The 24950-nt window shown below is 71.4% G+C and carries 22 protein-coding genes; 5 read left to right on the top strand and 17 right to left on the bottom strand.

The window, feature by feature from the left end; all coding sequences use genetic code 11:
• Positions 1–315: 315 nt before the first annotated feature.
• Positions 316–1266, bottom strand: coding sequence for a 2-hydroxyacid dehydrogenase (locus IOD14_RS08435; protein WP_212669977.1), 951 nt, complete (start codon positions 1264–1266; stop codon positions 316–318).
• 75 nt (positions 1267–1341) lie between these two features.
• On the opposite strand from IOD14_RS08435, the gene IOD14_RS08430 reads away from it, so the two are divergent.
• Both IOD14_RS08430 and IOD14_RS08425 read left to right on the top strand, forming a co-directional pair.
• Complete coding sequence (locus IOD14_RS08430; protein WP_212669976.1) at positions 1342–2340, top strand: aldo/keto reductase; 999 nt, start codon at positions 1342–1344, stop codon at positions 2338–2340.
• 477 nt (positions 2341–2817) lie between these two features.
• Positions 2818–4029, top strand: coding sequence for a PQQ-dependent sugar dehydrogenase (locus IOD14_RS08425; RefSeq protein WP_123991786.1), 1212 nt, complete (start codon positions 2818–2820; stop codon positions 4027–4029).
• On the opposite strand, the gene IOD14_RS08420 is transcribed toward IOD14_RS08425, so the two are convergent.
• From IOD14_RS08420 to IOD14_RS08390, 7 genes are all read right to left on the bottom strand, one after another.
• Positions 4022–4228: a DUF6191 domain-containing protein gene (locus IOD14_RS08420; protein ID WP_123991785.1), complete on the bottom strand. Its 207-nt coding sequence runs from the start codon at positions 4226–4228 to the stop codon at positions 4022–4024. The genes IOD14_RS08425 and IOD14_RS08420 overlap by 8 nt on opposite strands.
• Before the next feature lie 35 nt (positions 4229–4263).
• Positions 4264–7326 carry a helix-turn-helix transcriptional regulator gene (locus IOD14_RS08415; protein WP_212673227.1) on the bottom strand — a complete coding sequence of 1021 codons (3063 nt, stop codon included), beginning with the start codon at positions 7324–7326 and terminating at the stop codon, positions 4264–4266.
• 140 nt (positions 7327–7466) lie between these two features.
• Positions 7467–7655 carry a hypothetical protein gene (locus IOD14_RS08410; protein WP_123991783.1) on the bottom strand — a complete coding sequence of 63 codons (189 nt, stop codon included), beginning with the start codon at positions 7653–7655 and terminating at the stop codon, positions 7467–7469.
• Between the two features lie 196 nt (positions 7656–7851).
• Entirely contained in the window at positions 7852–8451 is a 600-nt protein-coding gene (locus IOD14_RS08405; protein ID WP_212669975.1) for a hypothetical protein, read from the bottom strand.
• Positions 8452–8486: 35 nt separating this feature from the next.
• The gene (locus IOD14_RS08400; RefSeq protein WP_123991781.1) at positions 8487–9059 is read right to left on the bottom strand and encodes a GNAT family protein; all 573 of its coding nucleotides are present in this window, start codon (positions 9057–9059) and stop codon (positions 8487–8489) included.
• Positions 9037–11277 (bottom strand): MMPL family transporter, encoded by a 2241-nt coding sequence (locus tag IOD14_RS08395; RefSeq protein WP_123991780.1) that lies wholly within the window; start codon positions 11275–11277, stop codon positions 9037–9039. The genes IOD14_RS08400 and IOD14_RS08395 overlap by 23 nt, the downstream gene beginning before the upstream one ends.
• A gap of 194 nt (positions 11278–11471) precedes the next feature.
• Positions 11472–11777, bottom strand: a complete 306-nt coding sequence (locus tag IOD14_RS08390; protein WP_123991779.1) for a hypothetical protein — start codon at positions 11775–11777, stop codon at positions 11472–11474.
• Between the two features lie 140 nt (positions 11778–11917).
• Between IOD14_RS08390 and IOD14_RS08385 the strand changes: the two genes are divergently transcribed.
• The gene (locus tag IOD14_RS08385) at positions 11918–12733 is read left to right on the top strand and encodes a methyltransferase domain-containing protein (RefSeq protein ID WP_123991778.1); all 816 of its coding nucleotides are present in this window, start codon (positions 11918–11920) and stop codon (positions 12731–12733) included.
• A 73-nt stretch (positions 12734–12806) separates the two neighbouring features.
• On the opposite strand, the gene gatB is transcribed toward IOD14_RS08385, so the two are convergent.
• The 9 genes from gatB to IOD14_RS08340 form a co-directional block, all read right to left on the bottom strand.
• Positions 12807–14321: an Asp-tRNA(Asn)/Glu-tRNA(Gln) amidotransferase subunit GatB gene (gatB, locus tag IOD14_RS08380; RefSeq protein ID WP_123991777.1), complete on the bottom strand. Its 1515-nt coding sequence runs from the start codon at positions 14319–14321 to the stop codon at positions 12807–12809.
• Between the two features lie 15 nt (positions 14322–14336).
• On the bottom strand, positions 14337–14576 hold the full coding sequence (locus IOD14_RS08375; RefSeq protein WP_031051298.1) for a hypothetical protein: 240 nt from the start codon (positions 14574–14576) through the stop codon (positions 14337–14339).
• Entirely contained in the window at positions 14573–16066 is a 1494-nt protein-coding gene (gene gatA / locus IOD14_RS08370; RefSeq protein WP_123991776.1) for an Asp-tRNA(Asn)/Glu-tRNA(Gln) amidotransferase subunit GatA, read from the bottom strand. The genes IOD14_RS08375 and gatA overlap by 4 nt, the downstream gene beginning before the upstream one ends.
• Before the next feature lie 5 nt (positions 16067–16071).
• Positions 16072–16368: an Asp-tRNA(Asn)/Glu-tRNA(Gln) amidotransferase subunit GatC gene (gatC, locus tag IOD14_RS08365; RefSeq protein ID WP_007384860.1), complete on the bottom strand. Its 297-nt coding sequence runs from the start codon at positions 16366–16368 to the stop codon at positions 16072–16074.
• 169 nt (positions 16369–16537) lie between these two features.
• Positions 16538–18775: a bifunctional diguanylate cyclase/phosphodiesterase gene (locus tag IOD14_RS08360; protein WP_212669974.1), complete on the bottom strand. Its 2238-nt coding sequence runs from the start codon at positions 18773–18775 to the stop codon at positions 16538–16540.
• Between the two features lie 272 nt (positions 18776–19047).
• Positions 19048–21240 carry an NAD-dependent DNA ligase LigA gene (gene ligA, locus IOD14_RS08355; protein ID WP_123991774.1) on the bottom strand — a complete coding sequence of 731 codons (2193 nt, stop codon included), beginning with the start codon at positions 21238–21240 and terminating at the stop codon, positions 19048–19050.
• A 15-nt stretch (positions 21241–21255) separates the two neighbouring features.
• Positions 21256–22257: a methionine synthase gene (locus IOD14_RS08350; protein ID WP_212669973.1), complete on the bottom strand. Its 1002-nt coding sequence runs from the start codon at positions 22255–22257 to the stop codon at positions 21256–21258.
• Positions 22258–22319: 62 nt separating this feature from the next.
• The gene (locus tag IOD14_RS08345) at positions 22320–23009 is read right to left on the bottom strand and encodes an SDR family oxidoreductase (RefSeq protein WP_123991772.1); all 690 of its coding nucleotides are present in this window, start codon (positions 23007–23009) and stop codon (positions 22320–22322) included.
• A gap of 23 nt (positions 23010–23032) precedes the next feature.
• Positions 23033–23572: a TIGR00730 family Rossman fold protein gene (locus tag IOD14_RS08340; protein WP_123991771.1), complete on the bottom strand. Its 540-nt coding sequence runs from the start codon at positions 23570–23572 to the stop codon at positions 23033–23035.
• 50 nt (positions 23573–23622) lie between these two features.
• Here IOD14_RS08340 and IOD14_RS08335 point away from each other — a divergent pair, with 50 nt between their 5' ends.
• Together IOD14_RS08335 and IOD14_RS08330 are read left to right on the top strand one after the other, a co-directional pair.
• Positions 23623–23946: a DUF427 domain-containing protein gene (locus IOD14_RS08335; RefSeq protein ID WP_020139928.1), complete on the top strand. Its 324-nt coding sequence runs from the start codon at positions 23623–23625 to the stop codon at positions 23944–23946.
• A gap of 37 nt (positions 23947–23983) precedes the next feature.
• On the top strand, positions 23984–24766 hold the full coding sequence (locus IOD14_RS08330; protein ID WP_212669972.1) for an alpha/beta hydrolase: 783 nt from the start codon (positions 23984–23986) through the stop codon (positions 24764–24766).
• Positions 24767–24950 lie beyond the last annotated feature (184 nt).

Here is a 24950-nt window from a genome sequence, read left to right as displayed (position 1 = left end):
GCCGCGTCTGCGCGCGGCTGTGTGCCAGGGTCGGAGCCGGCGGCCCCGCCGCGTCGGATCGTTGGTCCATAGGCCGTGCATCGCCCGTCGCCCCCCTCACAGTCTGCAATGTCCATCCCCGGCGCCGAACGGTGCGCGGCGCAGCCCCTGTCGGGACGATACACCAGTCTCGTCACTCAGGGACATAGTTCCTCTACGCTCCGTGACGACCAGCGGCGATGTGGGCACGGAACGCGTCCGAAAGGTTGCGGAGGGTACCGGAAACGGATTACACGCCTGTTGCGCGCCCGCGCCCGACAGCGCGCTGGGTACGCGTCACGCGCCGTCCGGTCCCGTCGTAAGGATCACGTTGCGCAGCGGCTCCTGGTTCACATAGCGGTTCAACTGGTCCACCAACAGGCGCTTGGCGCGCGGCAGGAACGCGGACGTGGGTCCTCCGACGTGGGGACTGACGAGTACGCCCGGCGCCCGCCACAAGGGGTGCTCCAGGGGCAGCGGCTCCGGGTCGGTGACGTCGAGGGCGGCGGTGATGCGGCCGGTGTCCAGTTCGGCGAGCAGCGCCTTGGTGTCGACCACGGCACCGCGGGCGACGTTCACGAGGAGCGCGCCGTCCTTCATACGGGCCAGGAAGTCGGCGTCGGCCAGATGACGTGTGGTCTCGTCGAGGGGCGTGGACAGGATGACGACGTCCGCCGAGGGGAGCAGGGCGGGCAGTTCGGCGAGCGGGTGCACGGGGCCGCGCTCCGTGGTGCGCGCGGAGCGCGCGACGCGCGCCACCCGCGCGACCTCGAACGGCACGAGCCGGTCCTCGATGGCGGAGCCGATCGAGCCGTAGCCGACGATGAGGACGCTCTTGTCGGCGAGTGCGGGGTGGAACCCGCCGCGCCACTCCCCCTTGTCCTGGGCCCGCACGAAGCCGGGGATCCCGCGCAGCGAGGCGAGGATCAGGGTGAGCGTGAGCTCGGCGGTGCTCGCCTCGTGCACACCGCGCGCGTTGCACAGCCGCACGCCGGACCGCAGGTGCTTCAGGCCCGGCGTCACGTTGTCGACGCCGGCCGACAGCGTCTGCACGACCTCGACGGAGCTCAGGTGGGGCATCGGCCGCAGGACGACGTCCAGGGGCTTCATGTAGGGGACGACGTAGTACGCGCAGTCGGCCGGGTCCGCAGGGAAGTCCTCCTCACCGTTCCAGAAGCGGTAGTCGGGGCCTTCGGGGAGCCCCTCGATGTCGTCGGGCGGGATGGGAAGCCACACGTCAGCACTCATGCTCTGGAGGCTATGTCAGGCACTCCCGAGCCCAGAGGTTAGGTTGGGGGCCGGAAGAGGGAGGGTCACGAGCAGGTGGAGCGCAGGACGATCGGCGCGGCGGCGCTCGCGGTGGGAGCCGTCGGACTCGGGTGCATGCCGATGAGCTGGGCCTACAGCGGGTCGCGGCAGCGGGGCGACGAGTCGGTCAGGGCCGTGCACCGGGCGCTCGATCTGGGTTCGACGCTGCTGGACACGGCCGACATGTACGGCCCGTTCACCAACGAGCTTTTGCTGGGGCGGGTGTTGAAGGAGCGGCGCGAGGACGCGTTCGTGTCGACCAAGGTCGGTCTGCTGGTGGGCGAGCAGCACATCGTGGCCAACGGCCGCCCCGGCTATGTGAAACGGGCCTGCGACGCCTCTCTTCGGCGCCTCCAGACCGATGTGATCGACCTCTACCAGCTGCACCGCGAGGATCCCGAGGTCCCGGTCGAGGAGACCTGGGGCGCGATGGCGGAGCTCGTACAGGCCGGAAAGGTACGGTCGTTGGGGCTGTGCGCGATGGGGGCGCGGGGCGGGCGCCGCTCCGGGACACGGCTGTACGACGCGACGATCCGGCAGTTGCGGCGGGTCCAGCAGGTCTTCCCGGTGAGCGCGGTGGAGGCGGAGCTGTCGGTGTGGTCGCCGGAGGCGCTGGAGACGCTGGTGCCGTGGTGCGCCGCGCGCGGCATCGGCTTCCTGGCGGCGATGCCCCTCGGCAACGGCTTCCTGACCGGCACCCTGACCCCGGGCGAGGGCTTCGAACCGGACGACGTCCGTGCCCGCCACCCCCGCTTCACCGCCGAGATGACGGCCGCGAACCAGCCGATCGTCTCCGGCCTGCGCCGCATCGCGGCCCGGCACGGGGAGGGAGTGACCCCGGCCCAGGTGGCACTCGCGTGGGTGCTGGCACAGGGCGGTCACGTGGTCCCGGTGCCGGGCACCAAGCAGGAGCGCTGGGTGACGGAGAACGCAGCGGCGGCCACCCTCCGCCTGACCACCCAGGACCTCACGGAGGTGGCACAACTGCCGGCGGCCCAGGGGTCGTGGGACTAGCGAACGTGCTGGTGGGGTGTGGGGCCAGCGAAACCGGTCCGGGGCGTGGGGCCAGCGAACCGGTAGGGGGGCGTGGACCAGCGGACGGGTCGGGGGTGTGTACTCAGCGAACCAGTCAGGGGCGCGCGGGAACAGCGGACTGGTCTGGGGCGTGAGGCCCACGCCCCCAGTCAGGGCGCGTGGGACCAGTAGACCGGCCTGAGGCGTGGGCCCAGCGGACCGAACTGGGGGCGTGAGGCCGGCGGACCGGTCGGGGGCACCTGGGACCCCGGCAGCGGCGGAGCGCGTGGGACCTCGGGAGCGGCGGAGCGCGTTCAAGGAAGGGGGCCGGCACGCGGCGGCCGATCGGCGGACCCGTCCGCTCTCCTCCAGACCACGCACCAGCAAACCCACCCACTCCGCCCATGCCGTCCACACGGCGCGAGCCGGTGTGCATCGGGGGCGGGAGATCGGGAACCTGTGGGGCGTGAGCGGTGTATGACAGGTAGGACTCGCCGCTTCGAAGGGACCATGATCGTGCATCGTCGAGCTGTGACGGCCGTGTTGGCCGCGACCACGCTCCTGCTGACGGCCGGCTGCTCCTCCGACGGCACCGGAGGAGGCGGCTCACCGGACGGCGGGGACAGCGCCTCATCGAGCAGTACGGCCTCGGGGTCCACGCCCACCCAGCAGGCCGCGGAGGCGACCCCGCCGGCGAAGGGCTCGGTGAAGGTCGTGCGCACGGTCGCCGAGGACCTCAAGACCCCCTGGGGCCTCGCCCCGCTCCCGGACGGCGACCTGCTCGTCTCCTCACGGGACGAGGGCACCCTCACCAGGGTCGACGGCACGTCGGGCCGGAAGACGGAGCTGGGCCAGGTCTCCGGGGTCTCCGCGGCGGGCGAGGGCGGTCTCCTGGGCATCGCCCTGTCCCCGGACTACGCCTCCGACCACATGGTCTATGCCTACTTCACCTCCGACTCGGACAACCGCATCGTCAGGATGGTCTACGACGAGCAGAAGGCGTCCGGCGAGCAGCTGGGCGCCCCCGACACCGTCTTCAAGGGCATCCCCAAGGGCTTCATCCACAACGGCGGCCGGATCGCCTTCGGCCCGGACAAGATGCTCTACGCGGGCACCGGCGAGAGCGGCAACACCGGCCTCTCCCAGGACCGCGACTCCCTGGGCGGCAAGATCCTGCGCCTGACCCCGGAGGGCGACCCGGCCCCGGGCAACCCGTTCCCGGGCTCCCCGGTGTATTCGTACGGCCACCGCAATGTGCAGGGCCTCACCTGGGACTCCAAACAGCGCATGTTCGCCTCGGAGTTCGGCCAGGACACCTGGGACGAGCTGAACGCGATCAAGCCAGGCGACAACTACGGCTGGCCGACGGCCGAGGGCAGGTCCGACGACAAGCAGTTCCACAACCCGATAGCCCAGTGGCAGACCGACGACGCCTCCCCCAGCGGGGTCGCCTACGCCGAGGGCTCCGTCTGGATGGCCGGTCTGAAGGGCCAGCGCCTGTGGCGCGTCCCCTTGAAGGGCACGGCGGCCTCCGCCGACCCGCAGTCGTTCCTGAAGGGCGAGTACGGCCGGCTGCGCACGGTGGTCGCCGCGGGCGGGGACAAGCTGTGGCTCGTCACCAGCAACACCGACGGCCGCGGCAGCCCCAAGGCGGGGGACGACAAGATCCTGGAGATACAGGTCAGCTAGCCGGACGCTCCCCCTCGGCCTCGGGTTCGTCCTGGTCCGGCTTGGGCCTGCGGACGACGACCTTCCCGGACGTGAGATCTATCGGTCCGCGTCCGGGGTCGCCGTCGCCGACGTCCTCGCGGGTCAGCTCCAGCCGCTTCTGCTCGTCGTGGGTGTGCTTGCGGCCGGGTGCGAACAGTTCCTCGAACATGTTGAACATGCGGCCTCCCGTGCCGGTCTCCTACACCGTACGCCTCACTCTGTGACCGGCGCGTGGAGCACCTCCGCCGGGAACAGCCCCAGCCGGTGGGTCACCGCCGCCGCCTCTCCCCTTCCGGAGACGCCGAGCTTGGCGAGGATGTTGGAGACGTGGACGCTGGCCGTCTTCGGGGAGATGAAGAGTTCCTCGGCGATCTGGCGGTTGGTGCGGCCCTGGGCGACCAGGCGCAGGACATCGCGTTCGCGGCCGGTGAGGCCCAGGGAGCGCACCGGGTCGCCCCGGTCGGGCGCCGGGGCCCCGGTCAGGACGAGGCGGGCGCGCTGGGCGAGAAGGGTGACCGCGTCGGCGAGGGGCCGGGCGCCGAGGTGGTCGGCGGTGGCGTGGGCGAGGCGCAGGAGCTCCGTGGCTCGGTCGCGTTCGGGCTGCTCGGCGCCGCCGGGTACCGACAGGAGGGCCTGGGCGAGCCGGTGGCGGACGCGGGCGAGAGCGTAGGGGCGCTCCAGGGGCTCGAAGGCGATGAGGGCCTCGCACCAGTGGTCCGGGGTGTCGGCGCGCTCGGCGCGCAGCAGTTCGGCGCGGAGCCAGCGTTCGTGGGCCAGCCAGACGGGCGCGTTGGTGGCGAGGGGCCTGGCGGCCTCCCGGATGCGGTCGAGGATCTTCGTGCGGCCCTGTTCGGCGACGGGCAGGGCGAGGCTGTCGGCCTCCATGACGGCGGCGGACAGGAGCAGGGGCCAGGCGTAGCGCTGGGTGCCGGGCGGGAAGCCGACGTCCAGGACGCGTTCGAGTTCGGCTCGGGCGTCCAGGAGACGGCCTTCGGCGGCGGCGATGCCGATGGCGAGTTCGCAGAGGGGGATCTCGTGTTGCGGAGCCCGGTCATGGGTGCCGAAGTAGCCGCGGGCGGCCGAGAGTTGGCGGGCGGCCTCGGCCGGCTCGCCGCGGGCGAGGGCGAGTTGGGCGCGGGTGGCGGCGTGGAAGCCGCGGGGTTTGGCGCTCTGGCCGACGAGTTCGGCCTTGGTGGCGGCCTCCGCGGCCCGGTCCCAGTGGCCCAGGGAGCAGAGGGATTCGGCGAGGTTGCCCCAGATCCACGCCTCCTTGTCGGACAGGCCGAACTTCCGTGCGTAGCCGATCCCTTCCTCCAGGACCGGTACGGCTTCCCGGGAGCGCCCGATGGATTCGAGGGCGCTCGGCAGATTCACGTAGACGCGGCTGGCGACGGCGGAGATGCCGTCCTCGAGTGTCTGCCGCAGGATCTCGAACATCTCGGCCAGCCCGCTGTCGACGCCCCCGGACTCGACGATCAGGCCCGCGTGGGTGAGGCGGGCGTTCATCTCGATCTCGCGGGCGCCCACCATGCGTGCGTACTCCACTGCGCGCTCGGCGGCCGAGATCGCGTCGGGACCGGGGATGTGGATCATGGACCAGTGGGCGACGTTGGCCAGTACCTCGGCGTGCACCTCGGACGGCGGCAGACCGCGGACCAGGTCCTGGGCCGTGGCCAGCTCGGTCCAGCCGTCGCCCCGGGTCAGACCCTGGATGAGATGGGAGCGCTGGACCCAGAACCAGGCCGCGCGGAGCGGGTCGCCGTCGTCGTCCGCCAGGAGGTTCAGGGCCCGCTTGGTGATCTTCAGGGCGCGTTCGCGTTCGCCGCCCAGGCGGCCGGCGACGGCGGCCTCGGCCATCAGGTCGAGGTAGCGCAGCGGGGTGGTGGCGGGGTCGCAGCCGCAGGGAGGGTAGACCTCGGTGTAGTCGACGGGCCGCAGGTCGGCCCGGACGTTCTCGGGAGCGCTGTCCCACAGCTCCATCGCGCGCTCCAGGAGCCGGAGTTGCTCGGAGTAGGCGTGCCGGCGGCGGGCGGTGACGGAGGCGTCCAGGACCGCGGGCAGCGCCTTGGCCGCGTCGTGGGCGTGGTACCAGTAACTGGCCAGGCGCATGACCCGCTCGTCGGCCGGGACGAGCGTGGGGTCGGCCTCCAGGGCTTCGGCGTAGCGGCGGTTGAGGCGGGAGCGTTCGCCGGGCAGCAGGTCGTCGGCTACAGCCTCGCGGACCAGGGAGTGCCGGAAGCGGTAGCCGTCGCCGTCGGGTGCCGGGATGAGGATGTTGGCGTTCACGGCGACCCGCAGGGCCTCGATGAGGTCGTCCTCGGCGAGCCGGGTGACGGCGGCGAGCAGCCGGTACTCCACGGTGGAGCCGCCTTCGGCGGCAACCCGGGCGACTCGCTGGGTGCTCTCGGGCAGCCCCTCGACCCGGACCAGGAGCAGATCGCGCAGAGAGTCGGTGAGGCCGGTGCCGCAGCCCTCGGTGGCGCAGACGGCGAGTTCCTCGACGAAGAAGGCGTTGCCGTCGGAGCGTTCGAAGATGTCGTCGACCTGGGCGGGGTTCGGTTCGGTGGCGAGGATGCCGGCTATCTGGCGGCTGACCTCGTCCCGGTTGAAGCGGGCGAGTTCGATCCGGCGGACCGTGCGCAGGCGGTCGAGTTCGGCGAGCAGGGGGCGCAGCGGGTGGCGGCGGTGGATGTCGTCGGCGCGGTAGGTGGCGAGGACGACCAGGCGGCCGGTGCGCAGGGTGCGGAAGAGGTAGGCGAGGAGGTGGCGGGTGGAGGCGTCGGCCCAGTGGAGGTCCTCCAGGGCGACGACGACGGTGCGTTCGGCTGCGACGCGCTCCAGGAGGCGGGCGGTGAGTTCGAAGAGGCGGGCGAGGCTCTCCTCGTCGTGCCGGCCGGTGCCCCGGGCGGGGTGTGCCTCGGCGACCTCGGGCAGCAGCCTGGCCAGTTCCTCCTCCTGGCCCGCGGCCGCGGCGGCCAGTTCTTCGGGCAGGGCGCGGCGCAGGGCGCGCAGGGCGGTGGAGAAGGGGGCGAAGGGCAGTCCGTCGGCGCCGATCTCGACACAGCCTCCGAGGGCGACGACCGCGCCCTGCCGGCAGGCGGCGGTGGCGAACTCCTCGACGAGCCTGGTCTTTCCGACGCCTGCCTCACCACCCAGCAGCAACGCCTGCGGCTCTCCCGCGGCGGCGCGGGAGAGCGCTTCGTGCAGGCTGTTCAGTTCTTCGGTGCGGCCGACGAACACGGGACTGACGGACCTGGTCTCCACAGGGCCGAGCATGGCATGCGGGTACGACAGGACGGCACCCGTTTTCGGGGCGAGCCCGGGTTCCCGACCGGCCCCGGTCGCCGGGAGGACGGCCGCGGTGGTGACCGCGGGGACGGACAGAGCCGTGCGGCCGTCCTCCCTCCCCCCGGCGCTCACGCCGTGCGGAGGAACCGGTGCCGCCGGGGGCGGCCGGTATGCGAATCGGTCTCCGCGGTGCGTTCGGCGGCTTCGCGGCGGGCGGCGCGGCGGCCGCGCAGGGTCTCGCGGGCGAGCCGCTCCTGCTCGGCCTGGCGGATGAGTTCGGCGGAGCGGTACTGCGAGATCTCGTACTCGGGATACATGGCGTGGTCCTTGTCGGAGTCGGTTTCGGGCTTCGCTTTCTGCGATGCCTCTACCTTCGTCTCCGAGGGGGGTGCGCCACATCGGGAGAGTTCCGCATCTTCGGGAGCCACAGGGGCCTTAGACGCGCGTGAGGGGCCTCAGGGACTCCGTAAGGTACCTACGGACGCCCTAAGACCCCTCGTGACCTGCGCCGATTCAGGCGGAAGGCAGGTCGAGCAGGAAGTCGGTGTACTTGAGGACGGCCAGGAGCAGGCCGATGACACCGAGCGCCACACCGCCCCAGGCGACGGACTTGATCCAGGTGGCCTGCGGCTTGCCGGGGGCGCCGAAGGCGGGCCGGACCAGCACCGCGACACCGACGATCAGTGCGATCAGCGCGAAGACGCCGCCCCACAGCGCGGTGGCCTTCCAGGCGTCGCCGTAGCCCTCGTCGAGGAGCTTGGCCACGTCGGAGGAGGTCGCGGTCTGCGCGTGCAGCTGGCCGATGAGCGACTGCCGTGCGGATGCCACGGTGCCGATCCAGCTGCCGGTGAGCGAGACAAGGCCGAGCGCGGCGGAGACGACGGCGCCCGCGCCCTGGCCGACGCCGGTGGGGCCCTCCTCCTGGGGCACCTCGGGCAGCTCGTCGCCCTCTTCGTCGTCGATCTCGTCGGTGATCTCGGCGGCGGTGTCCTCGGCCGGGGTGGCCTCCGCCTCCGCCACCTCGTCGGTCTTGGCGACGTTCACCTTCTCCTGGTCGGTCGTGGTCTCGGCGCCCGTCTCGGCGCCGGTCTCGTCAGCTGTCTTCGTTCCCATGTCGGGCACCGTACGGATCCTGTCTGAGAGGTCTCTTAATGATCGCTGTGAACGGCACGCCCGCGTGCTTCACGCCATTCGGGGGCCAGAATCGACCACACCTCCAGGTCGTGCCGCACGCCACGATAGGGGTAGGCCTCCCGCCGTACGCCATCGCGGGTCATGCCCAGGCGCCGGGCGACGTTCAGGCTGGCGGTGTTGCCTGCGGACGCGACCCATTCGATCCGGTGGATGCCGCGCTGGTCCACGGCGAAGTCGATCAGTACCCGCATGGCACGCGTGACCAGGCCGCGCCCCGTGCCGGCGGGCTCCAGCCAGCAGCCGACCTCGCCGTTGCCGTTCTCGGCGTCGAAGTTCAGGAAGAGCACTCCGCCCACGAGCTTGCCCTCCAGCCACAGGCCGTGCAGGGAGCCGGTGTCGGCGGCGCGCAGGTCGGCGTAGCGCTGGAGCACCTCGCGCGCGCCCTCCGCGTCCGTCGCCTTGGCGGCGAAGGGGATGTACTGATTGATGAACTCGCGCCCGCGCTCCAGGTGGGCCAGGAACTCCTCGGCGTGCCACGGCTCCAGCGGCCGCAGCTCGGCGTCCTCACCCAGGGATATCGCGTACATCCTCGTCCCGCTCCCTCTCCATCTGCTCCACGACGTCCTGCTCCACGACATCGGTGAGCCTCTCATGTGCGGCACGGCACTCGGGAGGTTCGATGCTGATGCGGGGCATCCGGCGGTCCAGCCAGCCCGGCAGCCACCAGTTGGCGCCGCCGAGCAGGTGCATGAGGGCGGGCACCAGCAAGGTGCGCAGGACGAAGGCGTCGAGGGCCACGGCGGCGGCGAGCGCGATGCCGAACATGGCGATCACGCGGTCGCCGCTGAGGACGAAGGCGAGGAAGACGGAGATCATGATGACCGCGGCGGAGTTGATGACGCGGCTGGTCTCGGCGAGGCCGACGCGGACCGCCCGCCGGTTGTCGCCGGTCTCCAGCCACTCCTCGTACATCCGGCTGACCAGGAAGACCTGGTAGTCCATGGAGAGCCCGAAGAGGACCGACACCATGATCACGGGCAGGAAGGGTTCGATGGGTCCGGCGCGGCCCAGTCCCAGCAGCTCGCTCCCCCAGCCCCACTGGAAGATCGCCACGACGACTCCGAAGGCGGCGGCGACCGCGGCCACGTTCATCGCGGCGGCCTTCAGCGGGATGCCGACGGAGCGGAAGGCCAGCAGGAGCAGCAGACAGCCGAGGCCGATGACGACGCCGACGAACAGGGGCAGCTTGCCGACGATGACGTCCGCGAAGTCGTCGTACGAGGCGGTCATCCCGCCGACGTGGATGTCGAGGGAGGTGCCGGTCTCGGCGCGCGGGAGCACCTCGGTGCGCAGCCGGTCGACGAGGTCGCTGGTCTGCCGGGACTGCGGGGCCGAGTCGGGGACGACCGTGAAGTAGGCGAGGTCGCCGCCGGTGTCGTAGGTGACCGGGGTCGTGGAGGCGATGCCCTCAGTGGTGCGCAGGGTGGCGTCGAGGTTGTCGAGGAGCAGTTTGTCCTCGGCGCCGTCGACACGAGTCACCAGCGTGAGCGGTCCGTTGACGCCGGGCCCGAAGCCGTCGGCGAGGAGGTCGTAGGCCTGTCGGGTGGTCGAGGACCGGGGGTCGTTGCCCTGGTCGGAGGTGCCGAGGCGCAGGCCCAGGGTGGGCAGGGCGAGGACGGTGATGACCAGCAGGGCGATCGCCCCGAGCAGCTTGGGGTGGCGTTCCACGAACGCGGACCAGCGGTGGGCGAACCCGGTGGGCAGTTCGGGCTCGGGCCCGTGCTCGGCGAGGCGGCGCCGCTCGCGCCGGCTCAGGGCGCGCATGCCGATGAGGGAGAGCAGGGCGGGCAGCAGGGTCACGGACGCGGCGACCGTGAGGACGACGGTGAGGGAGGCGGCTATCGCGACGCCGTTGAGGAAACCGAGCCGGAGGATCAGCATGCCCAGCAGGGCGATGCAAACGGTGGCACCCGCGAAGACGACCGCCCGTCCGGTGGTGGTGACCGCGTTCGCGATGGACTCGGCGACACCCAGGCCGCGTTTCAGCCCGCGTCGGTGCCGGGTGACGATGAAGAGCGCGTAGTCGATGCCGACGCCGAGCCCGATCAGCATGCCGAGCATGGGCGCGAAGTCGGCGACGGTCATGGCGTGCCCGAGGAGCACGATCCCGGCGTACGCGGTGCCCACGCCGACCAGGGCGGTGGCGATGGGCAGCAGCGAGGCGGCGAGCGAGCCGAAGGCGAGGAACAGCACCAGCGCGGCCACGAGGACGCCGACGATCTCGGCGACATGCCCGCCCGAGGGCTCGGTGAGGGCGACGGCGCTGCCGCCCAGCTCCACCTGGAGTCCGTCGGCCTCCGCGTCCTTGGCGGTGTCCACCACGGCCCGCGCCTCGGAGGTGTCGATGTCCTCGGCGGAGCGGTCGAAGGTGACGGTGGCGTAGGCGGTGTGCCCGTCGGCGCTGATCCGGCCGCCCTGCGCGTCGTAGGGGCTGACCACGGCGGCCACCCCGGGCAGGTCCGCGATCTTGTCCAGGGTCGCGGTCATCGTCTGTTCGACGTCGGCGTCGCGGACCGAGCCGGAGGTGACGTGCCAGACGACGGTGTCGTTGTCGCCGCCGAGGTTGTGGAAGCCGTCCTGGAGCAGCTGGGTGGCGCGGCCGGACTCGGTGCCGGGGACCTCGTAGTCGTTGGAGTACGCGGAGCCGGTGACGGCGGCGGCCGCGCTCACTCCGCCGAGGGCGAGGAGCCACAGGAGAACGACGACCAGGCGTCGTCGGACACACCAGCGTGCGAGGGCTGCCACGAACGTGCTCCCAGGGGGTGGTGAATTGTGGATCTTTGACCGGGAACAGTCGTCCGGATGTGAACGGCCCGCAAAGAACGCATGAGCAATGCGTGGTCCACTCTCGCAGGCAAAAGTGATCGTTTATCGCGATCGTGCGCTTATTCACAGGAGTGGGAGGCAGATCACAGGACAGTAACGGTCACTCTGTCACATCAGTCGAACTGGTCGCCCAGAGCCATCACCATGACGCCCGCGATCAGCAGCCACAGGGCTCTGCGGGTGCGCCCGCGGGAGCCCAGGAACGCCGCGAGCGCGCACACCGCGGCGCCGAAGGCGTAGGCCGCCGGCACGAGTGCGGGGGCGGAGCCGGCGGCGCGCAGGGCCGCCGCGGCCAGGCCGGCGAGGGCCAGCAGGGCGCCGGTGCCGGAGGCCGTCCAGCGGGCCCTCCGGGCGTCCAGCACCTGACCGTCGTACTCCTCCTGTATGTCGGATGGCTCGGAATTCGCAGGACCGTTCATGGCGGGCGAGCGTAGCGTGTTCCGCTGAGAGATCCCGGGCCCGTCCGGCCCCCGACCGAAGCAGGTGCGTTGTTTGAGCGTCCGACCGAGCTCCGCCGTATCCCTTTCCGTCTCTCAGGACTCAAGGAGCCCGTTCACCGATGCCAGACGACATCACCCCGAGGACCTCGCAGACCTCGAATGAGGACCTCACCCGACGGCTGACCCAGGCCCGCTACCCCCGCAGCAACAGCTACGACGCCCGCTGGGTCATCGAGAACCAGATGGGCCCGAACGCGCTGTGGCTGCTGGAGTGGCTCGCGCCCGCCCTGGGCCTCGACACCCTGCGGCCCTGTGCCCGCGTGCTCGACCTGGGCTGCGGCCGCGCGATGACCTCGGTCTTCCTGGCCAGGGAGTACGACGTCCAGGTCACCGCGGCCGACCTGTGGGTCAAGCCGGACGAGAACGCCAAGCGCATCGCCGAGGCCGGTTTCGCCGACCGGGTGCTTCCCGTGCACACGGAGGCGCACGACCTGCCGTTCGCCGAGGCGAGCTTCGACGCGATCGTGAGCATCGACGCGTACCAGTACTTCGGCACGAACGACCTCTATCTGCCCACGCTGACCCGGTTGCTGAAGCCGGGCGGGCGGATCGGGGTCGTGATGCCCGCGGTACGGGAGGAGCTGGAGGGCGACGAGCCCCCTGAGCACCTCAAGCCCTTCTGGGACGCCGGATTCTGGGCGTTCCACTCCGCCGCCTGGTGGCGGCGCCAGTGGACGCGCACGGGGGCCGTCGAGGTCGAGACCGCCGAATGGCAGCCCGACGGCTGGAAGGACTGGCTGCTGTGGAGCGAGGTCTGCGCCGAGGAGAGCCCCTACGCGTGGATGGCCGACATGGCCCGCGACTCGGTGGATCTGGTGCGCGCCGACGAGGGTCGGACGCTCGGATTCGTACGGCTCGTAGGACGCCGTAAGTAGCCGTGGACAGCCGTACGGCCCCGGAGGACATGTCCTCCGGGGCCGTACCGCGTGCCTTGTCGCGTGCTTCGGCTCAGCCTTCGCTGACGCCCAGCTTCTCCAGGATCAGCTCCTTGACGCGCGCCGCGTCGGCCTGACCGCGGGTCGCCTTCATGACCGCGCCGACCAGGGCACCGGCCGCGGCGACCTTGCCGGAGCGGATCTTGTCGGCGATGCCCGGGTTGCCGGCGATGGCCTCGTCGACGGCGGTGCCGAGGGCACCCTCGTCCGACACGACCTTCAGACCGCGCTTGTCGACGACCTCGTCCGGGGTGCCTTCGCCCGCGAGGACGCCTTCGATGACCTGGCGGGCCAGCTTGTCGTTGAGGTCGCCCTTCGCGACGAGCTCGGTGACCCGGGCGACCTGCGCCGGGGTGATCGCGAGTTCGTCGAGCGCCTTGCCCGACTCGTTGGCGCTGCGGGCGAGTTCGCCCATCCACCACTTGCGGGCGGAGGCCGCGTCGGCACCGGCGTCGATCGTGGCGACGATCAGGTCCAGGGCACCGGCGTTGAGGATCGCCTGCATGTCGAGGGCCGTGATGCCCCACTCCGCGACCAGGCGGTTGCGGCGGACCAGCGGCAGCTCGGGCAGCCCGGCCCGGATCTCCTCGACCCACTCGCGGGAGGGGGCCACCGGGACGAGGTCCGGCTCGGGGAAGTACCGGTAGTCCTCGGCCTCCTCCTTCACGCGGCCCGAGGTCGTGGACCCCGTGTCCTCGTGGAAGTGCCGGGTCTCCTGGATGATCGTCCCGCCGGACGACAGCACGGCCGCGTGCCGCTGGATCTCGAAGCGGGCCGCGCGCTCCACGGACCGCAGCGAGTTGACGTTCTTCGTCTCCGAACGGGTGCCGAACTTCTCGGTGCCGTGCGGGCGCAGCGACAGGTTCACGTCGCAGCGCATCTGGCCCATCTCCATGCGGGCCTCGGAGACGCCGAGCGCCTTGATGACCTCGCGCAGCTCACGGACGTAGGCCCGCGCGACCTCGGGAGCACGCTCGCCCGCGCCCTCGATCGGCTTGGTGACGATCTCGATGAGCGGGATGCCGGCGCGGTTGTAGTCCAGGAGCGAGTGCGAGGCGCCGTGGATGCGGCCCGTCGCGCCGCCCACGTGGGTCGACTTGCCGGTGTCCTCCTCCATGTGGGCGCGCTCGATCTCCACGCGGAAGGTCTCGCCGTCCTCCAGCTGGACGTCGAGGTAGCCGTTGAAGGCGATCGGCTCGTCGTACTGGGAGGTCTGGAAGTTCTTCGGCATGTCCGGATAGAAGTAGTTCTTCCGGGCGAAGCGGCACCACTCGGCGATCTCGCAGTTCAGCGCGAGACCGATCTTGATGGCCGACTCGATGCCGATCGCGTTGACGACCGGGAGCGCGCCGGGCAGGCCGAGGCAGGTGGGACAGGTCTGCGTGTTGGCGTCCTGACCGAGCTCGGTCGAACAGCCGCAGAACATCTTGGTCTTGGTGCCGAGTTCGACATGGACCTCGAGGCCCATGACGGGGTCGTACGACGCCAGAGCGTCCTCGTACGACACCAGGTCGGTCGTGGTGGTCACGGTCTGCATTCCCTCTCAGCCCAGCAGGACGTCGTCGTCGCCCAGCCGCTTCAGCTCGCGGTACAGGACGGCGAGGCCGGTGACGACGGCGACGGCGGCCACGGTCGCGTCGATCAGAACCAGCGTGTCGCTCTCGGCGCGCGCCTTCTTGAGCCGCTTGGCGACACCGATGGCGCCGAACGCCGTGGTGGCGATGGACAGGTACGTACCGGACTTGGACTTCTTGAAGTCCTTCGCCTTGGTCAGCTTGCTCACAGCGACGGTGCCTCCTCCAGGAGCGGGTGGCCCCACCTTTCCACGAAGGCGGCTTCCACGGCGGCGCCGACCTTGTAAAGACGGTCGTCCTTCAGGGCCGGGGCGATGATCTGCAGGCCGACCGGGAGGTTGTCCTCCGGGGCGAGACCGCAGGGCAGCGACATGGCCGCGTTGCCCGCGAGGTTGGTCGGGATGGTGCACAGGTCCGCGAGGTACATCGCCATCGGGTCGTCGGCGCGCTCGCCGATCGGGAAGGCGGTGGTCGGCGTCGTCGGGGAGACGATCACGTCGACCTGCTCGAAGGCCTTCTCGAAGTCCCGGGTGATGAGCGTGCGGACCTTCTGGGCGGAGCCGTAGTACGCGTCGTAGTACCCACTCGAAAGGGCGTACGTCCCGAGCATGATGCGGCGCTTGACCTCGGGGCCGAAGCCCGCCTCACGGGTGAGGGAGGTGACCTCCTCGGCCGAGTGCGTACCGTCGTCGCCGGTCCGCAGGCCGTAGCGCAGGCCGTCGAAGCGGGCGAGGTTGGAGGAACACTCCGAGGGCGCGATCAGGTAGTACGCCGACAGCGCCAGGTCGAAGGACGGGCAGTCCAGCTCGACGATCTCGGCGCCCAGCTCCTTGAGGAGGGCGACGGACTCGTCGAAGCGCTGGATGACACCGGCCTGGTAGCCCTCACCGCGGAACTGCTTCACGACGCCGACGCGCATGCCCTCGACGCTGCCGTTGCGGGCGGCCTCGACGACCGGCGGGACCGGCGCGTCGATGGAGGTGGAGTCCAGCGGGTCGTGCCCGGCGATGACCTCGTGGAGGAGCGCCGCGTCCAGGACCGTACGGGCGCAGGGGCCGCCCTGGTCGAGGGAGCTGGAGAACGCCACCATGCCGTAGCGGGAGACCGCGCCGTACGTCGGCTTGACGCCGACCGTGCCGGTGACGGCGGCCGGCTGGCGGATGGAGCCGCCGGTGTCGGTGCCGATGGCGAGGGGGGCCATGTGCGAGGCCAGCGCGGCGGAGGAACCGCCGCCGGAGCCGCCGGGGATCCGGGTGAGGTCCCAGGGGTTGCCGGTCGGGCCGTAGGCGCTGTTCTCCGTCGACGACCCCATGGCGAACTCGTCCATGTTGGTCTTGCCGAGGATGACGACGTCGGCGGCCTTCAGCCGCTTGGTGAGGGTCGCGTCGTACGGCGGGATCCAGCCCTCGAGGATCTTCGAGCCGACGGTCGTCGGGATGCCCTCGGTGGTGAAGATGTCCTTCAGCGCGAGCGGGACGCCGGCGAGCGGGCCGAGCTTCTCGCCCTTCGCCCGCTTCTCGTCGACGGCGCGTGCCTGTGCGAGGGCGCCTTCGCGGTCGACATGCAGGAAGGCGTGCACCTTCTCGTCGACGGCCTCGATCCGGGCCAGGTGGGCCTCGGTGACCTGCACGGCCGTGAGTTCACCGGAAGCGATCCTCGCGGCGGTCTCGGCGGCGGTGAGCTTGATGATGTCCGTCATGGCGATTAGTCCTCCCCCAGGATCTGCGGCACCTTGAAACGCTGCTGCTCCTGGGCCGGGGCGCCGGAGAGCGCCTGCTCGGGGGTGAGCGACGGACGGACCTCGTCCGCCCGCATGACGTTCGTCAGCGGGAGCGGGTGCGAGGTCGGCGGTACGTCTTGGTCGGCGACCTCACTGACGCGTGCGACCGCGCCGATGATGTCGTCCAGCTGTCCTGCGAAGTGCTCGAGCTCTTCGGGCTTCAGCTCCAGACGCGCCAGCCGTGCGAGGTGGGCGACCTCCTCGCGCGTGATGCCAGGCATGCAGCGATCCTCTGGGGTGAGTGTGTGTGGTTTGGGCTCAATCCTAGGGGGCGGGGGGCTCGGGCCGTTAAACGGTTTGCCGGGCCGCGGCCGCCGACGCCGATCGAGCCCCACCGGGGCCACCCGCACCCTGCCACGAAACCCGCACCGGCGGTGCGGGCGGGAACGGCTACTCGGCCGCCGGCAGGGCCGCCCGAGGACGCTGCCAACCGCGCGAACCCCGCGCCCGCAGCCACGCCGTCGTCTCCTCCGGCGGCATCGCCGCCGCCACCAGCCAGCCCTGTACGGCGTCGCAGCCCATGTCGCGCAGACGCTCCCAGGTCTCGTCGTCCTCGACGCCCTCCGCCACGACCAGGAGGCCCAGGGAGTGGGCGAGGTCGACCGTGCAGCGGACGATCTCCGCGTCCTCGGTGTCGACGGCCAGCTTGGCCACGAACGAGCGGTCGATCTTCAGTTCGCTGACGGGGAGGCGGCGCAGGTGGACCAGGGAGGAGTAACCGGTGCCGAAGTCGTCCAGGGACATCTTCACGCCGTGCCCGGTCAGCGCGGCGAGGGTGTCCGCGGCCCGCGAGGGGTCCTCCAGCAGGACGTGTTCGGTGATCTCCAGTTGGAGCGCTCCCGCCGGGACGCCGTGCCGGGCCAGCCGGGCGGCGACGGAGCCGGCGAAGCCCGGGGTGTGGACGTCACGCGGGGAGACGTTGACCGCCACCGGCACGAACAGGCCTTGCGCCCGCCACTCGGCGACCTGGGCGAGGGCCGTGTCGAGGACGTACTCGGTGAGGTGGGGCATCAGGCCGGACGACTCGGCGATGGCGATGAACTCGTCCGGCGGTACCTTCCCGCGCTCCGGGTGCACCCAGCGCACCAGGGCCTCCAGGCCGGCGACCTGTCCGTCGAAGCGGACCTTGGGCTGGTAGTGCAGCTGCACCTCGTGCGCGTCCAGGGCCCGGCGCAGATCGCCCAGGAGCCCGAGCCGGTCGGGGGTGTTGGAGTCCCGCTTGGACTCGTACACCTCCACTCCCGTACGGTCCCGCTTGGCCTGGTACATCGCCACGTCGGCGCGGCGCAGCAGCCCCTCGGCATCCAGGGCGTGGTCGGGGAAGACGGCGACCCCGGCGCTGGCCTCCAGGACGAGGGTGAGTCCGTCGAGGTCGAGCGGGGAGCTGAGGGCGGCGACCAGGTTGCGGGCGACCCGGGTCGCGGAGGTCGTGGAGTCGGCGACCGGCAGTAAGACGGCGAACTCGTCGCCGCCGAGCCGCGCCGCCTCCGCCCCGCGCGGCAGGGCGATCCGCAGCCGGTCGGCGATCTGCAGGAGGAGCCGGTCGCCGGCGAGGTGGCCGAGGGTGTCGTTGACCGAGCGGAAACGGTCGAGGTCGATGAGCATCAGGGCGGACCGGGCGCCGATGCGTTCGGCGTCGTCCAGGGCGGTCCAGATGCGCTCCAGGAGCCACTGCCGGTTGGGCAGTCCGGTCAGCGGGTCGCGCAGCTGCTCCTCGGCGCGGGCCCGGGCCATCCACAGGGTGGAGTCGAGGGCGATGAGTGGGATCGCGAACAGCGGGAGCAGCAGGGGCTTGGCGGCGGCGACCACGCAGACCAGCGGGGCGATGCCGAGCAGCGCGACCGCGACCAGACCCTGTCTGACCAGGGCGGTGCGGGCCACGGTGGGCAGACCCGCGTGCCGCGAGGAGTGCAGGTACCAGCCCAGGGTCCGGGTGACCGCGAGGTAGGCGATGGCGACCAGGACCACTTCGGGGCCGGTGTAGAAGGTCCAGCTGTCGGGGTTCCAGGGGGTCTCGACGGACGGCGACTGGCCGAACACGGCGAGGACCAGGGCGCCGGTGGCTATGCCGAGGATGTCCACCGCGCCGTGCAGGATGCCCTGCCGCCAGCGGTGGCGCCTGGCTATGCCGACCAGCAGGACGACGGTGAGGCTGACCATGCCGGCGGGCACCCAGCCGTACAGCAGCAGGACGGCGAGGGTCAGGGCGGCGCCCGAGCCGGTGCCGCCCCACCAGCGGGCGCGGCCGAGGGCGACCAGATGGCCGACGATGACTCCGGTCAGCACCGCCAGCGACCAGCCGACGGTGCCGGACGGGAAGAGGGCGTGGCCGCCGGTGAAGGCCCGGTAGAAGCCCGCGCCCAGCACGAAGCCGGCCGCCGCGACGACCGCCGTGGGCAGGGCGGGCCAGGACAGGTGCCGGTCGGATTCGGAGTGCGGCAGGCCGGCGGCGCGCTCGGCGGTGAGCTGTGGTGCACCGGGGCCGCGGGCCGCGGTGTAGGGTCCGGCGGCGCGCCCCTCCGCTCCCGGACGCTCCGAAGGCCGCCCGGCTCCCCACCGGCTCGTCCGCCATGCGCCGGCGAGCCGGCGCAGCCGTGAGTCCGGGGCGGCGCTATCGGTCGGTTCCATTCCCGTCCCTCTCACAGCCGGCGGTGCCCACGCCACGCGGCTCGTTCGCCCGACAAAACCCTCGACGGCGCCGCGTTGGAAAACCCTTCCCCTTGCTCATCAGGAGCAAGGGGATGCCCCGACCGCAGCTGGGCACGGCAGGCGCACATCTCAACAGTAGGCCGCAGAAGGCTTCCACGGGCAGCGGTCGTCGACGGTTGCCCGAATGCGCCCCGGCCACCCGTATGCATCTGGTATGCGCCGATCGGGTGGCCTTCAACCGCCGCTCCCCGCTACTCCTCCGTGGGAAGCGCCACATCGGTGGCCGCTTCCGGGCCCTGTTCCAGCAGCACGTCGAAGCCGTCCTCGTTCAGAACAGGCACCTTGAGTTGCATCGCCTTGTCGTACTTAGACCCTGGATTGTCACCCACGACCACGAAAGACGTCTTCTTCGAAACCGAACCGGTCACTTTCGCCCCCCTGGTCTGCAGTGCCTCCTTGGCCCCGTCGCGGGTGAAGCGCTCCAGGGTGCCGGTGACGACGACGGTGAGCCCTTCGAGGGGACGCGGGCCCTCGTCCTCCCCCGAGCCCTCCTCCTCCATGCGCACTCCCGCGGCCTTCCACTTGCGCAGGATCTCCTGGTGCCAGTCCTCCGCGAACCACTCCTTGAGGGACTTCGCGATGATCGTGCCGACGCCGTCGGTGTTGGCCAGCTCCTCCTCGCTCGCCTGCTCGATGCGCTCGATCGAGCGGAAGCCGCGCGCGAGGGCCTCGGCGGCGACCGGGCCGACATGGCGGATCGACAGACCGGTCAGGACGCGGGCGAGCGGGCGGTCCTTGGCGGCCGCGATGTTCTCCAGCATGGCGACGGCGTTCTTCTTCGGCTCGCCCTGCTGGTTGGCGAAGACGGTGGCGACCTTCTCCTCGCCGGTCTTCGGGTCGCGCTTGGGCAGACCGCTGTCCTGGTCGAGGACGTACGCCTTGATGGGCAGCAGCTGTTCGATGGTGAGGTCGAACAGGTCGCCCTCGTCGGTCAGCGGAGGCTGCTTCGGCTCCAGCGGCGCGGTGAGGGCGGCCGCGGCGACATAGCCGAAGTGCTCGATGTCCAGGGACTTGCGGCCCGCGAGGTAGAACAGACGCTCCCGCAGCTGCGCCGGGCAGGAACGGGCGTTCGGGCAGCGCAGGTCGACGTCGCCCTCCTTCATGGGCCGCAGCGCCGTGCCGCACTCGGGGCACTCGCTCGGCATCACGAACTCACGCTCGCTGCCGTCGCGCAGGTCGACGACCGGGCCGAGGATCTCCGGGATGACGTCACCGGCCTTGCGCAGCACCACGGTGTCGCCGATGAGGACACCCTTCAGCTTGACGACGTCCTGGTTGTGCAGGGTGGCGAACTCGACCTCGGAGCCTGCCACCGTCACCGGCTCGACCTGGGCGTACGGCGTGACCCGGCCCGTACGGCCCACGCCGACACGGATGTTGATGAGCTTGGTGTTGACCTCCTCGGGCGCGTACTTGTACGCGATCGCCCAGCGCGGGGCGCGGGAGGTGGAGCCGAGGCGGCCCTGGAGCGGGATCTCGTCGAGCTTGACGACGGCCCCGTCGATCTCGTGCTCCACGGAGTGCCGGTTCTCGCCGAAGTAGGCGATGAACTCCCTTACGCCGTCGAGGCCGTCGACCACCTTGTTGTGCTTGGCGGTGGGCAGGCCCCAGGACTTGAGGAGGTCGTAGCCCTGGGAGAGGCGGGTCATGCCGTCGAAGCCCTCCAGTGCGCCGATGCCGTGCACGACCATGTGGAGGGGGCGGGTGGCGGTGACGCGCGGGTCCTTCTGGCGCAGCGAACCGGCCGCCGCATTGCGCGGGTTGGCGAAGGGCTTGTCGCCGGCCTCGACCAGGCGCGCGTTGAGCTCCTCGAACTTCTCCATCGGGAAGTAGACCTCGCCGCGGATCTCCACGAGGTCGGGGACCTTGTCGCCGGTGAGGCGGTCCGGGATCTCGGCGATGGTGCGGACGTTGGGCGTGATGTCCTCGCCGGTGCGGCCGTCGCCGCGGGTCGCCGCGCGGGTGAGGCGGCCGTGCTCGTAGGTGAGGTTGACGGCGAGGCCGTCGACCTTGAGCTCGCACAGCAGGTGGTAGTCGGTGGTGCCGACGTCCTTGGCCACCCGCTCCGCCCAGGCCGCCAGCTCCTCGTCACTGAAGGCGTTGTCCAGGGAGAGCATGCGGGAGCGGTGCTGGACGGAGGTGAACTCGGTCTCGTACGCCCCCGCGACCTTCTGGGTCGGCGAGTCCGGGGTCCGCAGCTCGGGGTACTCCTCCTCGAGGGCTTCGAGGGAGCGCAGGAGCTTGTCGAAGTCGGCGTCGCTGATGACCGGCGCGTCGTTCACGTAGTACCGGAAGCGGTGCTCCTCGATCTGCTCAGCGAGCTTCGCGTGCTTCTCCCGCGCCTCGGCGGGCACCGTCGTCTCCGCTTGCTTGTCGCCGGCCACCGTGTTGTCCTCCCGTTACTCTGGGTTGTCCGCGAGGGATCTCGCCGCCTGGACGCAGTGGGCGAGAGCCTGGCGCGCGTACCCGGGGGAGGCCCCCGCGAGTCCGCACGCCGGAGTGAGGGTGACCGCCTCCGCGAGAAGTCCCGGATGCAGCCCCAGCCTGCGCCACAGCGTCCTGACACCCATGACGCTACCGGCAGGGTCTGACAATGCCGTGTCCGTGCCCGGCACGACACCGGCGAAGAGCCTCGTCCCCCCTTCCACCGCCTCGCCGATCGCGTCGTCGTCACGCTCGGTGAGGAGCGAGAAGTCGAAGGAGACCGCCGCCGCGCCCGCCCTTCGCAGCAGGGCGAAGGGGACGTCCGGTGCGCACGAGTGGACCACGACGGGGCCGCCGGCGTGAACCCCGACGACGTCGCGCAGGCCGGCCTCGACGACCTGCCGGTCCACGGCCCGGTGGGTCCGATAGCCGCTCGCGCTCCTCACCTGGCCCCGCAGGACGGCGATGAGGGAGGGCTCGTCGAGCTGGAGCACGACCTGCGCGCCGGGAACCCGACGCCGGACCTCCTCCAGGTGCAGCCGCAGCCCCTCCGCGAGCGAGGCCGCGAGGTCCCGGCAGGCGCCGGGGTCGGAGAGGGCGACCTCGCCGTTCCTCAGCTCCAGCGCGGCGGCGAGCGTCCAGGGCCCGACGGCCTGCACCTTCAGCTGCCCCTCGTACCCCTGGGTGAACTCCTCCAGCGCGTCGAGGTCCTCCCCCAGCCAGGACCGGGCCCGCTTGGTGTCCCGGCCCGGCCGGTCCCCGAGCCGCCAACCGCTGGGCTCCACGCGCGCGTACAGCTCGACGAGCATGCCCGCGGTACGGCCGATCATGTCGGCGCCGGGGCCGCGGGCGGGGAGTTCGGGCAGGAAGGGGAAGGCCTCGAAGGAGCCGGTGGCCGTCCTGGCGGCCTCACGGGCGTCGCCGCCGGGGAGGGAGCCGATGCCGGTGGCGGGGGCGAAGCGAAGGTCTGCGGTCACACCCGAAGCCTACGTACGGGACAGGAGAAGGTCCTCGCCGGTTCTCGCCCCCACCTGTGCCGTCAGCGACCAGGGCGGACCGTCAGGTCGTTGATCTCCGCGTCGCGCGGGAGGTCGATCGCCGTCAGGATCGTCGTCGCGACCGACTCCGGGTCGATCCACCGCGAGGGGTCGTAGTCCTTGCCCTCCTGCTGGTGGACCTTGGCCTGCATGGGGCTCGCCGTGCGGCCGGGGTAGACCGAGGTGACGCGGACGCCGTTCGCGTGCTCCTCGTGGCGCAGGGAGTCCGCCAGGGCCTTCAGGCCGTGCTTGGAGGCGGCGTACGCGGACCAGTCGGCGTGCGCGTTCAGGCCCGCGCCCGAGTTCACGAACACCACATGGCCCCGGGCCGCCCGGAGCTGGGGCAGGAAGTGGCGGGTCAGCTCGGCCGGGGAGACCAGGTTGACGTTCAGCTGGTGGCGCCAGGCCTTCGGGGTCAGGTCGCCCACCGGGCCGAGGTCGACCACGCCCGCGATGTGCAGCAGGGACTCCACCCGGTCCGGCAGCGACTGGTGCGAGAAGGCCCAGCTCAGCTTGTCCGGGTCGGCCAGGTCACCGACCAGCGTCCGGGCTCCCGGGAACTGCGCCGCCAGCTCCTTCGCACGGCCCGCGTCACGCGCGTGCAGCACGAGTTCGTCCCCGCGCGCGTGCAGCCGCCGGGCCACCGCCGCGCCGATGCCGGAGCCCGCTCCGGTGATCACATGTGTAGCCATGCCGTCATGCTCGCATCACCGCGTCACGGCGTACCGAGCGACTCCTCCAGGTACGCCAGCGCCCCGACCGGCTCCTCCGCGAAGAACACCAGCTCGGTGAGGGGGCGGGGCAGGAAGCCCTCGTCCTCCATCCGCCGGAACTGTTCCTTCAACCCGTCGTAGAAACCCGCGGTGTTCAGCAGCACGACCGGCTTCTCGGTGTGCCCGTGCTTCTTCAGCTCCAGGATCTCGGTCGCCTCGTCGAGCGTGCCCGTGCCGCCCACCATGATCACCACGGCGTCGGCCTTCTCCAGGAGCAGCCTCTTGCGTTCGGCGAGGTCCTTGGTGATCACCATCTCGTCGACGCCCGGACGGACCTTGGACGCCAGGAACTCCACGGAGACCCCGACGAGCCGTCCGCCCGCCTCCTGCACGCCGTCCGCGACCACCTTCATCAGGCCCACGTCCGAGCCGCCCCACACCAGGGTGTGGCCGCCCTTGCCCAGCAGCTTCGCGAACTCCCGCGCGGGGCGGGTGTAACGGTCGTCGAGGTCGGCGGCGGAGAGGAAGACGCAGATTCGCATGACGCCACCGTACGCGGGAAGAACCGGGGGCCCGCGAGCGCTCTTCCGGTATGGCCGAAGGACACACGATCACCATCGAGCAAGCCGACCAGCACGTGCGCGTGGTGCACGGCGACCAGGTCCTCGCGGAGAGCGCCCGCCCGCTGATCCTCAGGGAGACGGGCTGCCCCGCGCGGTACTACCTCCCCGCCGAGGACGTACGGCTCGACCTGCTGACCCCCTCCGACACCCACACCTACTGCCCCTTCAAGGGGACCGCGTCCTACTGGTCCCTGCCGGACGCACCCGACCTGGTGTGGTCCTATCCCGAGCCGAAGCCCGCCGTCGCCGAGATCAAGGACCACCTCTGTTTCTACGAGGTCGACGTGTCCTGACCGACGACTCCGCCGCCGTACGGCAGTCTCGACAGGCATGGACAAGAAGACCCTCTCGCGCGACGGCACGCCGATCGCGTACGAACGCACCGGGCAGGGCCCGGCCGTCATCCTCGTCAGCGGCGCGATGTCCACGGGCGGCACGGTCGCGCCCCTGGCCGTGCCGCTGTCCGAGCGGTTCGACGTCCTCGTGTACGACCGCCGGGGCCGCGGCCGGAGCGGTGACACGGCCCCCTACGCGGTGGCCCGTGAGGTGGAGGACCTCGCCTCCGTCATCGAGGCGGTCGGCGGCGAGGCGTGCCTGTGCGGCATCTCGTCCGGCGGTGCGCTGGTCCTGGAGGCCGCGGCGAGCGGACTGCCGGTGCGCCGGGTCGCCGTGTACGAGACGCCGTTCGCGGACTTCCTGGACGGCGGCGCCGAGCTCAACGCCGAGTACACCCGGGGTCTCGAGGCGGCACTCGCGGAGGGGCGACGCGGGGACGCGGTGGAGCTGTTCCTGCGGCTCACCGGCATGGGCGAGCAGATGATCCAGGGCGCCCGCCAGTCCCCCATGTGGCCCGGCATGGAGTCCGTCGCACCGACGCTCGCCTACGACAACGCGGTCATGGCCGGCGGTCTCGTCCCCCGGGAGCGGCTGGCCGCGATCACCGTCCCGGTGCTGGCCGTCGCGGGCGGCGCGAGCCCCGAGTGGATGCGCGAGGGCACCCGGGCGGTCGCGGAGGCGGCCCCGATGGGCTCGTACCGCGTCCTGGAGGGCCAGACCCACATGGTCGACCCGACGGCCCTGGCACCGGTACTGACGGAGTTCTTCGCCGACTGACGGCCCGGGCACGCGCAGGTGGCAGGACGTGGGCGTACGCGTACAAGGCGGGGCCTGGACGGACGCGGATGGCGGGATGTGGGCGTACGCATACGCGGCGGGACACCTTGGCGTGCGCGTGGGCGTGGGGGCGGCGATCGGCGCGCACGTCGGCACCCCACGGACACGCGGGTGGGGCCCCGTA

The organism is Streptomyces sp. A2-16, from assembly GCF_018128905.1.
Classification (GTDB): Bacteria; Actinomycetota; Actinomycetes; order Streptomycetales; family Streptomycetaceae; genus Streptomyces.
Note: the sequence above shows the minus strand (reverse complement) of the source record. Positions and strands in the feature narration are given on the sequence as shown.